Below are 12,921 nucleotides of genomic sequence, written 5' to 3' on the forward strand. Positions count from 1 at the left end.
CGATCGTCACATCGGACCGACCGAGGCCGCCCAGCGCACGATGCTCGACGCGCTGGGTCTCGGCTCCGCCGGCAACGGGACGCTGAGCCCGGTCGAGGAGCTCATGCGTCAGGCCGTCCCCGCCTCGATCTACACGGGACCGGAGGACGCGGTCGCCGACTCCCGCATCCCGGTCGCCGCGTCGGAGACCGAGGCACTGGCCGAACTGCGTGCCCTCGCCGCGCGGAACACGGTGAACCGCTCGATGATCGGCCTCGGCTACTACGGCACCGTCACGCCGCAGGTCATCCAGCGCAACGTGCTCGAGAACCCGTCCTGGTACACGGCCTACACGCCGTACCAGCCCGAGATCTCGCAGGGGCGCCTGGAAGCGCTCATCAACTTCCAGACCATGGTGGCCGAGCTCACCGGCCTCACCACCGCGAACGCGTCGATGCTCGACGAGTCGACCGCGGTCGTGGAGGCGATGCTGCTCGCGCGCCGGGCCTCGAAGACCTCCTCCAACGTCTTCGCAGTGGACGCGGATGCGCTGCCGCAGACGAAGGCCATGCTCGCGTCCCGGGCCGAGGCGCTCGGCATCGAGCTCGTCACGGTCGACTTCGCGGCGGGGGAGGAGCTTCCCGCTGAGCTCTTCGGCGTCTTCGTGCAGTACCCCGGGGCCTCGGGCCGTGTGTGGGATCCGTCCGCGGTGTTCGACGCCGCGCACGTCGCCGGCGCGCTCGCCGTCGCGGCTGCCGACCTCCTCGCGCTGACGCTCCTCACCGCGCCCGGCACCCTCGGGGCCGACGTGGCCGTGGGAACGACGCAGCGCTTCGGCGTGCCGATGGGCTTCGGCGGCCCGCACGCCGGCTACATGGCCGTGCGCGCAGGCCTGGAGCGGCAGCTGCCCGGACGCCTCGTCGGCGTGTCCGTCGACGCCGAGGGCAAGCCGGCCTACCGCCTCTCGCTGCAGACCCGCGAGCAGCACATCCGCCGCGAGAAGGCGACGTCGAACATCTGCACCGCCCAGGTGCTCCTCGCCGTGATGGCCTCGATGTACGCGGTCTACCACGGCCCGGACGGGCTCCGCGAGATCGCCCGCGACGTCGCCGCCAAGGCGGCCCTGCTGCGCGACTGGCTCGTCGAGGCCGGCGCCGAGGTCGTCCACGAGCACTTCTTCGACACGCTGACCGTGCGCGTCCCGGGCCGGGCGGCGGAGTACGCCGACCAGGCGCGGGGTGGCTTCGGAATCCTCCTGCGGGTCGCCGACGCCGACACGATCGGCATCGCGGTGGACGAGACGACCACGGTGGCCGAGCTGCACCAGGTCGCGCAGGTCTTCGGCGGGAAGCAGGAGCGCGCCTTCGGCTTCGGCCTCGGCGACGCGGACGCGCTGCCGGACGCCCTCCGCCGCGAGGACGAGTACCTCACGCACCCGGTGTTCCACAGCCACCGCAGCGAGACCGCCATGATGCGGTACCTGAAGAGCCTGTCCGACCGGGACTACGCCCTCGACCGCGGCATGATCCCGCTCGGCTCGTGCACGATGAAGCTCAACGCCGCCACGGAGATGGCCGCCATCACGTGGCCGGAGTTCGCGGGCATCCACCCGTTCGCCCCGGAGGCCGACGTGCGCGGCTACCTGGAGCTCATCGACCAGCTCGAGGGCTGGCTCGCCGAGATCACCGGGTACGACGCGGTGTCGCTGCAGCCGAACGCCGGCTCGCAGGGTGAGCTGGCGGGCCTCCTCGCGATCCGCGGCTACCACCGCGCGAACGGCGACGACCACCGCATCGTGTGCCTCATCCCATCCTCCGCCCACGGCACGAACGCGGCCTCCGCCGTGCTCGCCGGCATGAAGGTCGTCGTGGTGGCGAGCGACGCGCTCGGCAACGTCGACCTGGACGACCTCCGCGCGAAGATCGCCCAGCACGCCGACGACCTGGCGGCGCTGATGATCACGTACCCGTCCACGCACGGCGTCTACGAGGAGCAGGTCGTCGAGATCACCGGGGCGGTGCACGCGGCCGGCGGTCAGGTGTACGTCGACGGAGCGAACCTCAACGCGCTCCTCGGGTACGCGCGATTCGGCGACCTCGGCGGCGACGTCTCGCACCTCAACCTGCACAAGACCTTCGCCATCCCGCACGGCGGCGGCGGCCCGGGCATCGGTCCGGTCGCGGCGAAGGCCCACCTCGCGCCGTACCTGCCGTCGCACCCGCTCGCGCAGCGCGCCGAGCACTTCGGTGGCCACACGTTCGAGGGCGCGGTGATCTCCGCGGCCCCGTGCGGCTCTGCGGGCATCCTCCCGATCTCGTGGGCGTACGTGCGCATGATGGGCGCCGAGGGGCTCCGGCGCGCGACCGCCGCGGCGGTCCTCTCGGCGAACTACATCGCCGAGCGCCTCGGCGGGCACTTCCCGGTGCTCTACACGGGGGAGAACGGACGGGTCGCGCATGAGTGCATCCTCGACCTGCGTCCGCTCAAGGAGGCCACCGGCATCTCCGTCGACGACGTCGCCAAGCGCCTGATCGACTACGGCTTCCACGCGCCGACCATGTCGTTCCCGGTCGCCGGCACCCTCATGGTGGAGCCCACCGAGTCGGAGGACCTCGACGAGATCGAGCGCTTCATCGAGGCCATGATCATGATCAAGGCCGAGGCGGACGCCGTCGCCGCGGGGCGCTGGCCTGCGGACGACAACCCGCTCGTGCACGCCCCGCACACCGCGGTCTCGCTCATCGCGGGGGAGTGGGCGCACGCCTACACCCGCGAGGAGGCCGCCTACCCGGTGCGCTCGCTGGTGGCGGCGAAGTACTGGCCGCCGGTCCGCCGGATCGACCAGGCGTACGGCGACCGCAACCTCGTCTGCGCCTGCCCGCCGATCGAGGCCTTCGCCTGACACGGACCCGCACGACGAACGGCGTCGCGCCCGCCTCCCGGCGGCGCGGCGCCGTTCGCGTTGCGCCATGTTTCGGTCATGTGACAGATGGTCACCACTCAGTAACAGTTCGTTAGCCGAACGTCCTGGACGCGCGACCCCCGGGTTACGCTCAGGTATCCCTGCGCGCTCGATGATGAGCCGCGCAGAATTCCCACGTCCACAGGAGGACAAAAGTGAAGCGCAACAAGATCGCCCTCGCGGGCAGCGCACTGTTCGTGATCGGCGCCCTGACCCTGGCAGGCTGCGCCAGCGGCGGCGGCAACTCGGGAGACGACGGCAGCGGGGCGAAGGCTGACCCGGACGCCATCATCACCACGAACGGCTCCGAGCCGGAGAACCCGCTCATCCCGACCAACACCAACGAGGTCGGCGGCGGCAAGATCCTCGACGAGATCTTCGCCGGACTCGTCTACTACGACGCCGAGGGCAAGCCGGTCAACGACATGGCCGAGGAGATCGTGACCGAAGACCCGCAGCACCTCACGGTGAAGCTGAAGGAGGGGCAGACCTTCTCCGACGGTGAAGAGGTCACGGCCGACAACTTCATCAAGGCGTGGAACTACGGCGCCCAGGCGGAGAACGCCCACCTCTCGAACTACTTCTTCGAGGACATCGAGGGCTTCCAGAACACCGACGAGGTGTACGGCGCGCAGGGCGACATGACCGGCCTCGAGCAGGTGGACGACTACACCTTCAAGATCACCCTGAACAAGCCGGCCGCCGACTTCGCGCTGCGCCTCGGCTACTCGGCGTACTACCCGCTGCCCGACGCGGCGTTCGAGGACATCGACGCCTTCGGCGAGAACCCGATCGGCAACGGTCCGTACAAGCTTGACGGCGACGGCGCCTGGCAGCACGACGTGCAGATCGACCTGGTCCGCAACGACGACTACGAAGGCGGGCGCCAGGCGAAGAACGGCGGTCTGACGATCAAGTTCTACGCGACCCAGGATGCGGCCTACGCCGACCTGCAGGGCAACAAGGTCGACGTCATCGACGTCATCCCCGCCGTCTCGCTGCCGACGTTCCAGGACGACCTCGGGGATCGCGCCGTGAACCAGCCGTCCGCCGTGTTCCAGTCGTTCACGATCGGGCAGTTCCTGCCGCACTTCTCGGGCGAAGAGGGCATCCTCCGTCGCCAGGCCATCTCGATGGCGTTCGACCGCGACCAGATCACCGACAAGATCTTCTTCGGCACCCGCACCACGGCCTCCGACTTCACGTCGCCGGTCATCGACGGCTGGTCCGACTCGATCGCGGGCAACGAGGTCCTGAAGTACGACCCGGAGAAGGCCAAGGAGCTGTGGGCCGAGGCCGACGCGATCTCCCCGTGGGAGGGCGAGTTCAAGATCGCCTACAACACCGACGGCGGCCACCAGGAGTGGGTCGAGGCCGTGACCAACGCGATCTCGAACACGCTGGGCATCGAGGCCTCGGGCGACCCGTACCCGACCTTCTCGGTCATCCGCGAGGAGATCAACAACAACAGCATCAAGACCGCTGCCCGCTCGGGGTGGCAGGCCGACTACCCCGGTCTGTACAACTTCCTCGGCCCGCTCTACGCGACCAACGCCGGCTCGAACGACGGTGACTACTCGAACCCCGAGTTCGACAAGCTGATCGCCGACGGCATCAGCAACACCGACACCGCGGCCCAGGTCGAGGAGTTCACCAAGGCGCAGGAGATCCTCTTCAACGACCTCCCCGCGATCCCGCTGTGGTACTCCAACGTGACCGGTGGCTACGCCGACACGGTGGACAACGTCACCTTCGGCTGGAACTCTGTCCCGCTGTACTACGAGATCACGAAGGCTGCCGAATAGGCCTGACGGAGCTCGCAACCGCGAGGCGGTGACGGTCTTCCGTCACCGCCTCGTCGGGTGCTTCCGTCCTGCCTGTTCGCGACCGCCCGAAAGCGACAGCGGATGCTCAGCTATATCCTCAGACGTCTTCTCCAGGTGATCCCCGTCTTCTTCGGGGCCACCCTGCTCATCTACTTCCTCGTCTTCGCGATGCCGGGAGACCCGATCCTCGCGCTGTTCGGCGACCGCACGCCCAGTGAGGCCCTCGTCAACGCGCTCCGCGAGGAGTACCACCTCAACGATCCGTTCCTAGTGCAGTACTGGTACTACATCACCGGTGTCTTCCAGGGCGATCTCGGCGTGACCTTCTCCGGCCGACCGGTCTCCGACGTCCTCGTCGACACCCTGCCCGTCACGGGGCGTCTCGCGATCATGGCGATCGGCGTCGAGTTCACCCTCGCGATCTCCGTCGGCACCATCTCGGCGCTGCGCAAGGGGAAGCTCTTCGACACGACGGCCCTGCTCATCGCGCTCGTGGCTCTCGCCATCCCGATCTTCGTGATGTGCTTCCTGGCGCAGTACTTCCTGGCGATCCAATGGGGCTGGTTCAGTCCGACAGTCGGGTCCGACAACGACTGGGGCGGCCTGTGGCTCCCCGCGCTCGTCCTCGGGTTCAGCCTGTTCGCCGTCAGCATGCGCCTGATGCGCAGCTCGGTGATCGACACCCTCAACCAGGATTGGGTGCGCACGGCCTACAGCAAGGGGCTCTCGCGGCGACGCGTCCTCCCCGTGCACGTGCTGCGCAACTCCCTCATCCCGGTCATCACCAACTCCGCCACGAACTTCGGTGTCCTGCTCGTCGGGGCCACCGTAACCGAGGGGATCTTCAACATCCCCGGTGTCGGCAACACGCTCTATCAGGCGGCGATCCGCGGGGAGGGGCCGACGGTGGTCTCCTTCGTGACGGTGTTCGTCATCCTGTACGTGCTGGTGAACCTTGTCATCGACCTGCTCTACGGTCTGCTCGACCCGAGGATCCGCTATGTCTGACCCCACCACACAGAAGCACTACGTCGCCCCGGTCGAGACCGAGACGATCTCCGTCGATGCCGTCCGCGTCGGCGACAAGCCCAGCAACCTGTGGCGAGACGCCTGGCGCGACCTGCGCCGTCGACCGTTGTTCTGGTTCTCGGTGTTCCTCGCCGCCGTGTTCGTGCTGATGTCGTTCTGGCCGACCCTGTTCACGCAGGTCAATCCGCGCGCCTGCGACCTGATGTACAGCAACGAGGGCCCCACGCCGGGCCATCCGCTCGGCTACAACTTCCAGGGGTGTGACATCTACGCGCGTGTCGTGTGGGGTGCGCAGACCTCGCTGGCCGTCGGTCTGATCGCGACCGTGATCTCCGCGGTCCTCGGCCTCATCATGGGAGCCATCGCCGGTTTCTACGGCGGCTGGCTCGATGCCCTGCTCTCGCGCGTGGGGGACATCTTCTTCGCGATCCCGTACATCCTCGCTGCGCTCGTGGTGATGACCGTGCTGTCGGACTACCGGTCGGTGTGGACGCTCGCGCTCGCGATCGGTGGGTTCTCGTGGGCCTCGACGGCTCGCGTCGTGCGCGCCGAGATCCTGCGGGTGCGTCAGGCCGACTTCGTCATGGCATCGCGCGCTCTGGGGCTGTCGCAGTTCAAGACGCTGGTGACCCACGTGGTTCCCAACGGGATCGCACCGCTCCTGGTGGTCTCGACGCTCGGGCTCGCCGCCGCCATCGTGGCCGAGGCCACGCTGTCGTTCCTGGGCGTCGGGCTCGACGGCACCGTCGTCTCCTGGGGCAAGGACATCAGCCAGGCGCAGGCGGCTCTGCGCGTCGCTCCGATGTCCCTCATCTATCCGTCGATCGCGCTCACCCTCGCGGTGCTCGCTTTCGTGAGCCTCGGCGAGCTCATCCGAGACGCCATCGACCCGAAGGCGAGGGCTCGCCGATGAGCGACCGCACCACCCCACAGATGCCGCTGCTGAGCGTGCGCGACCTCACCGTCGCGTTCCGCACCCAGGGCGGGATGCGCGAGGTCCTGCACGGCGTCACGTTCGACGTGATGCCCGGTGAGACGGTGGCCATCGTCGGCGAGTCCGGCTCGGGCAAGTCGACCACGGCGACCGCCATCGTCGACCTCCTCCCGGGCACGGGAACGATCACGGGCGGGTCCATCACGCTGGAGGGCCGCCCGCTGACCGGGCTGAGCCGGCGCGACATGGAGGCGGTGCGCGGTCGAGACATCGGTTTCGTCCCGCAGGACCCGATGTCGAGCCTGAACCCCGTGTGGAGCATCGGCTTCCAGGTGAAGGAGGCCGTCCGCGCGAACGGCGTCGCCCAGGGGCGCGCCGCGGCGAAGGCGCGGACGATCGAGGTGCTTCAGCAGGCCGGATTGGCGGATGCCGAGCGTCGCCTGCACCAGTACCCGCACCAGTTCTCCGGCGGAATGCGCCAGCGCGCGTTGATCGGGATCGGCCTCGCCGCCGACCCGAAGCTCCTCATCGCCGACGAGCCGACCTCGGCTCTCGACGTGACGGTGCAGCGGGTCATCCTCGACCACATGGCGTCGCTCACGCGCGACAAGGGCACCTCGGTGCTGCTGATCACGCACGACCTCGGACTCGCGGCCGAACGCGCCGAGAAGATCATCGTCATGAACGGCGGCAACATCGTCGAGGCGGGCCCCAGCCGGCAGATCCTGGAGAACCCGCAGCACCCGTACACGAAGCGACTGGTCGCCGCGGCGCCCAGCGTCGCCTCGCAGCGGATCCAGGCGGTCGTGGAGGACCGGGGCATCGAGACGCTCGATGACCTGGCCGACATCCCGCCGACGGTCCGCGTGGCCGGCCTGACCAAGGACTACAAGATCCGGCAGGGCAACTTCCGCAGCGAGGCGTTCCGGGCGGTGGACGACGTGTCGTTCGAGATCCCGCGCGGAAAGACGCTGGCGCTCGTCGGTGAGTCCGGTTCGGGGAAGTCCACGGTCGCGAAGATGGTCCTCAAGCTGGAGGAGCCGACGAGCGGGACGATCGAGATCGACGGGCAGGACGTGTCCCATCTGTCGAACGCGCAGTCGTTCGGACTCCGCCGGCGCATGCAGCCGGTGTTCCAGGACCCCTACGGGTCGCTGGATCCGCTGCGGAACATCGGCAACACCATCGCGGAGCCGCTGCAGATCCACGGCGTCGGCGACCGGGCCTCGCATCGGGCTCGCGTGGAGGAGCTCCTGGAGCAGGTCGCCCTGCCGCAGGCGCTGGCCACGCGCTACCCGAACGAGCTCTCCGGCGGACAGCGGCAGCGCGTGGCGATCGCGCGTGCGCTGGCGCTCAAGCCCGACATCATCGTCCTCGACGAGGCGGTGTCGGCACTCGACGTGCTCGTGCAGGACCAGATCCTGCAGCTGCTCGCCGAACTCCAGTCGGAGCTGAACCTGACGTACCTCTTCATCACGCACGACCTCGCGGTCGTCCGGGTCTCCAGCGACCTGGTCTGCGTCATGGAGAAGGGCAAGGTCGTCGAGCAGGGGACGGTCGACGAGATCTTCGCGAACCCGCAGGAGGAGTACACGGATCGTCTGCTGCAGGCGATCCCCGGTGCCTCGATCCCGCTCGGCGGCCTCTGAGGTGGCATCTCCCGGACACCCCGAGGGCGCACGGACCTACCGTGCGCCCTCGGGCACCGTCGTCTTCGTCCTCAGCATCCTGCTGGTGCTGTTCCTGCTCGGGGACACCGTCGTCAACGGCAGCATCGTGCAGGCGCTCCTCGTGGCGCCCTGGCTGCTGCTCGGGCTGTGGATCGTCTACGAGACCGCTTTCGTCTCCTTCGTCCGCGTGGATCAGGAGGGGGCCGTGGTGCAGAACCTGCTGCGTCGCACGACCTTCGGCTGGGCGCGTGTGCAGGACATCGACATGCGCTGGCAGCTCGAGTTCACGCTGGACGACGGCCGCACCGTGAGCTGTTGGGGCGGACCGGCCAAGGCACGTCCGCCTCGTCCGTCCCGCGAGGAGGACGCTGAGGTGAAGGTGCCGTCGGCGCTCCGGGTGCTCACCGGCATCCGCGACCTGTGGAGCGCGGCACCCTCGACGGCGGACGCCCCGGTCCGACGCAGCTGGGACGGCCCGGCCCTCATCGCCCTCGCTGTCATCGTGCTGTGGGCCGTCGCGGCGCTCGTCGTCGTCAACCTCGGCTGAGCGCGCCTCAGCCGGGAAGACCGAACAGGGCGGGCCAGGTCGCCGCGGCCCAGGGATAGCCGACGAACGCCGCCGCGTCGATGAGGAAGTGCGCCACCAGGAACGGCAGCAGCCGACCGGTGCGGTGGTAGAGCCACCCGAACAGCAGCCCCATCGCGAGGTTGCCGATGAAGGCACCGGGCCCCTGATAGAGGTGGTACGTCGCACGGAGCACGGAGGTCGAGACGATGATCGTCCACGGCGACCATCCGAGCTGCCGCAGGCGGGCGAACAGGTACCCGAGCACGACGAACTCCTCCTGGAGCGATGCGCGGGCGGCGGCGAGCAGGAGGATCGGCACGGTCCACCAGTGCGCGTCCAGACCCGCGGGGTTCACGGCCACGAACAGTCCGAGCGCCCGCCCGCCGAGGTAGAGCGCCAGCCCCGGCACGCCGATCGCGAGGACGAGGAGCACGCCGCGGCCGACGTCGCCGGCCACCCGGGTGCCGTCCAGGCCGAGGCGCTCCAGGTGCGGGCGACGGCGCTGCCAGAGGAGGAAGCACACGAGGAGCACCGGCACCAGGGCGAATCCGATCGACAGCACCTGATAGATGAGGTCGAACACCTCCCGGTCGCTGCGGGAGGGGTTGAGGGTGGCGGTCTGATCCGCGAGGGGGGTGTCGTCCGTGAGTCGATAGGCGAGCTGCACGATCGCGTAGACCGCGGACTGGCCCAGACCCAGGGCGAGCACGATGGCGATCTCCCACCACAGGCGCCCTCGACCTTCATCGCGCGGCTCGTCCCTCCGGATGGGCGCGGTCGACGGCGTCTGCGGCACCGGGGGAGTCGGGTCGGGGAGGGTCACGGGACGATGGTACGACGTGCGTTCAGGAACCCGATCCGCGCGTACGTTATCCTGGAACGTCGGCTTCCCGGCGCAACCCCACACTCTTTGAGGACCCTTGTATGGCGCACGCCCTCCGCTCTGACCTCCGCAACGTCGCAATCGTCGCCCACGTCGACCACGGCAAGACCACGCTCGTCGACGCGATGCTCCGCCAGACGGGCTCCTTCGGCGAACACTCGCACGTGGAGGAGCGCGCGATGGACTCCAACGATCTGGAGCGCGAGAAGGGCATCACGATCCTCGCCAAGAACACGGCGATCACCTACAAGGGCAAGCACGCCGGCGGCAAGGAGATCACGATCAACGTGATCGACACCCCCGGCCACGCCGACTTCGGCGGCGAGGTCGAGCGCGGCCTGTCGATGGTCGACGGCGTCGTGCTGCTCGTGGACGCGAGCGAGGGCCCGCTGCCGCAGACCCGCTTCGTGCTGCGCAAGGCGCTCGAGGCCAAGCTCCCCGTCATCCTCCTGGTCAACAAGACCGACCGTCCGGACGCCCGGATCGCCGAGGTCGAGGAGGAGGCGCACGACCTCCTGCTGGGCCTGGCCTCCGATCTCGTCGACGACGTGCCCGACCTCGACGTCGACGCGCTGCTCGACGTGCCCGTGGTCTACGCCTCCGGTCGCGCCGGTGCCGCGTCGCAGAACCGTCCGGCCGACGGCTCGCTGCCCGACAACGACGACCTCGAGCCGCTGTTCGAGGCCATCCTCGAGCACGTCCCGGCCCCGGCCTACGACGACGAGGCCCCGCTGCAGGCCTGGGTCACGAACCTGGACTCCAGCCCCTTCCTCGGTCGCCTCGCCTTGCTGCGCGTCTTCAACGGCACGCTCAAGAAGGGCCAGACGGTCGCGTGGGTCCGCTCCGACGGCTCGACCAGCAACGCCCGCATCACCGAGCTGCTGAAGACCCGCGCTCTGGAGCGCTACCCGGCAGAATCCGCCGGCCCCGGCGACATCGTCGCCATCGCCGGCTTCGAGGACATCACGATCGGCGAGACCATCGCCGACCCCGAGGACATCCGTCCGCTGCCGGCCATCACGGTCGACGACCCCGCGATCTCCATGACGATCGGCACGAACACCTCGCCGCTCATGGGCAAGGTCAAGGGGCACAAGCTCACCGCCCGCATGGTGAAGGACCGCCTGGACCGCGAGCTCATCGGCAACGTGTCGCTCAAGGTCGTCGACATCGGCCGTCCCGACGCCTGGGAGGTGCAGGGCCGCGGTGAGCTGGCCCTCGCGATCCTCGTCGAGAACATGCGCCGCGAGGGCTTCGAGCTCACGGTCGGCAAGCCGCAGGTGGTCACCAAGAAGATCGACGGCAAGGTCTACGAGCCGTTCGAGCACCTGACCATCGACACGCCGGAGGAGCACCTCGGCGCGATCACCCAGCTCCTCGCGAACCGCAAGGGTCGCATGGAGAACATGACCAACCACGGCACCGGCTGGGTGCGCATGGAGTTCGTCGTGCCCTCGCGTGGTCTCATCGGCTTCCGCAGCGAGTTCCTCACGACCACGCGCGGCACGGGAATCGCCAACGCGATCTCGCACGGCTACGAGCCGTGGGCGGGGCAGATCACCACCCGCCAGAACGGCTCGATCGTGGCCGACCGCTCGGGTGTCGTCACCCCCTTCGCGATGATCGCGCTCCAGGAGCGCATGTCGTTCTTCGTGCAGCCGACCGAAGAGGTCTACGAGGGCATGGTCATCGGCGAGAACTCGCGCGCCGACGACATGGACGTCAACATCACCAAGGAGAAGAAGCTCACCAACATGCGCTCCTCCACGGCCGACAACTTCGAGTCGATGACGCCGCCGCGCATCCTCACGCTGGAGGAGAGCCTGGAGTTCGCGCGCGACGACGAATGCGTCGAGGTGACTCCGGAGAAGGTCCGCATCCGCAAGGTGATCCTCGACCAGACCGTCCGCGGTCGCGAGGCCTCGCGTCTCAAGCGTCAGGACGCGAACGCCTGATCGCACCGCACTCCTTTCGAGAGGGCCCCACGCCGCCGCCTGGCCGTGTGGGGCCCTCTCTCATGAAAATCCCAGGTGAGGGCTAGTTTTCGTTCAGGTTGATGACGCAGACTCGTTGACTTGCGCCCGGGGCGAGCTCCCGATGAGTCCCCGATATGGGCGTACGACGACCCGAAAGTCAAAGCCTTGCTTCAGAAGACCCGTGCGCTTCGGCGCGCCTCCGACGCGGCAGCCGCTCGCGCCACCGTCACCCGTACACCCCTCATCGCCCTCGGCGCCGCCACGGCCGCGCTCGTCGGCATCACCCTCAGCGTGGGCCTCGCCTCCGCCCCGGCGGCCGGAGCGGAGCGCTCCGACGCCACCTCCGCCGTCACGAGCCACGACCTCGGCACCGAGCCCCTCACCCGTATCGCCGATCAGGCCGTCATGACGGTCTCGAACGCGACCGATGCGGTCGCCGCGGCGAAGAGCCTGTCCACGGAGGTCGCCGAGTCGGGCCTCGACGTGGGCGCGGCGGCGTCCGTGGACACCACCGCTCTCGAGGACGACCTGGAGACCCTCGCCGATCGATCCACCCTCCCGCTGGTCCTCATCACCGTGACGGCCGAGCAGGCCGAAGCCGAGACCGAGAAGGTCGTGACGGCCACCGCAGACCTCCAGGAGGCCTTCACGGCCGCGCAGGAGAAGAAGGCGGCAGAGGACGCCGCCCGCGCCGCCGAGGAGAAGGCGGCGGCCGCAGCGGCGGCGCTCGCCTCCGCGAACACGCCGGACGGGGCTCGGGCCACCGCACAGCAGATGATGGCCGACCGCTACGGCTGGGGCGGCGACCAGTTCTCCTGCCTGAACTCGCTGTGGAACAAGGAGTCCGGCTGGAACTACCAGGCGTACAACAACGACGGGGGAGCGACCGGCATCCCGCAGGCGCTGCCCGGCAGCAAGATGGCCTCGGCGGGTGCCGACTGGCAGACGAACGCCGCCACCCAGATCGCCTGGGGCCTGCAGTACATCGCCGACGCCTACGGCACCCCGTGCAGCGCCTGGGGACACTCCCAGGCCATGAACTGGTACTGAGCCGCAGAGCGGGCCCCCTCGCGGACGATTGCCCCTAGCCGTCA

General features: G+C 69.0%; 9 protein-coding genes. 8 read left to right on the forward strand and 1 reads right to left on the reverse strand.

The window, feature by feature from the left end:
• The first annotated feature begins 40 nt into the window (after positions 1–40).
• From gcvP to BV453_RS09900, 6 genes are all read left to right on the forward strand, one after another.
• Positions 41–2,881, forward strand: a complete 2,841-nt coding sequence (gene gcvP, locus BV453_RS09875) for an aminomethyl-transferring glycine dehydrogenase (RefSeq protein ID WP_249521545.1) — start codon at positions 41–43, stop codon at positions 2,879–2,881.
• Between the two features lie 215 nt (positions 2,882–3,096).
• Complete coding sequence (locus BV453_RS09880) at positions 3,097–4,746, forward strand: ABC transporter substrate-binding protein (RefSeq protein ID WP_249521487.1); 1,650 nt, start codon at positions 3,097–3,099, stop codon at positions 4,744–4,746.
• Between the two features lie 102 nt (positions 4,747–4,848).
• The gene (locus BV453_RS09885) at positions 4,849–5,775 is read left to right on the forward strand and encodes an ABC transporter permease (RefSeq protein WP_249521488.1); all 927 of its coding nucleotides are present in this window, start codon (positions 4,849–4,851) and stop codon (positions 5,773–5,775) included.
• Positions 5,768–6,709 carry an ABC transporter permease gene (locus tag BV453_RS09890; RefSeq protein ID WP_025102941.1) on the forward strand — a complete coding sequence of 314 codons (942 nt, stop codon included), beginning with the start codon at positions 5,768–5,770 and terminating at the stop codon, positions 6,707–6,709. Before BV453_RS09885 ends, BV453_RS09890 begins: the two co-directional genes overlap by 8 nt.
• The gene (locus BV453_RS09895) at positions 6,706–8,379 is read left to right on the forward strand and encodes an ABC transporter ATP-binding protein (protein WP_025102942.1); all 1,674 of its coding nucleotides are present in this window, start codon (positions 6,706–6,708) and stop codon (positions 8,377–8,379) included. Before BV453_RS09890 ends, BV453_RS09895 begins: the two co-directional genes overlap by 4 nt.
• 1 nt (position 8,380) lies before the next feature.
• The gene (locus BV453_RS09900; RefSeq protein WP_249521489.1) at positions 8,381–8,947 is read left to right on the forward strand and encodes a PH domain-containing protein; all 567 of its coding nucleotides are present in this window, start codon (positions 8,381–8,383) and stop codon (positions 8,945–8,947) included.
• Positions 8,948–8,954: 7 nt separating this feature from the next.
• Here BV453_RS09900 and BV453_RS09905 read toward each other — a convergent pair whose 3' ends face one another.
• The gene (locus BV453_RS09905) at positions 8,955–9,764 is read right to left on the reverse strand and encodes a CPBP family intramembrane glutamic endopeptidase (RefSeq protein WP_374209030.1); all 810 of its coding nucleotides are present in this window, start codon (positions 9,762–9,764) and stop codon (positions 8,955–8,957) included.
• A 128-nt stretch (positions 9,765–9,892) separates the two neighbouring features.
• Here BV453_RS09905 and typA point away from each other — a divergent pair, with 128 nt between their 5' ends.
• Together typA and BV453_RS09915 are read left to right on the forward strand one after the other, a co-directional pair.
• The gene (typA, locus tag BV453_RS09910) at positions 9,893–11,806 is read left to right on the forward strand and encodes a translational GTPase TypA (protein WP_025102945.1); all 1,914 of its coding nucleotides are present in this window, start codon (positions 9,893–9,895) and stop codon (positions 11,804–11,806) included.
• A 186-nt stretch (positions 11,807–11,992) separates the two neighbouring features.
• Positions 11,993–12,877, forward strand: coding sequence for a phospholipase (locus BV453_RS09915; RefSeq protein WP_172400114.1), 885 nt, complete (start codon positions 11,993–11,995; stop codon positions 12,875–12,877).
• Positions 12,878–12,921 lie beyond the last annotated feature (44 nt).

This window comes from Microbacterium sp. ER1 (genome assembly GCF_023383675.1).
Classification (GTDB): Bacteria; Actinomycetota; Actinomycetes; order Actinomycetales; family Microbacteriaceae; genus Microbacterium.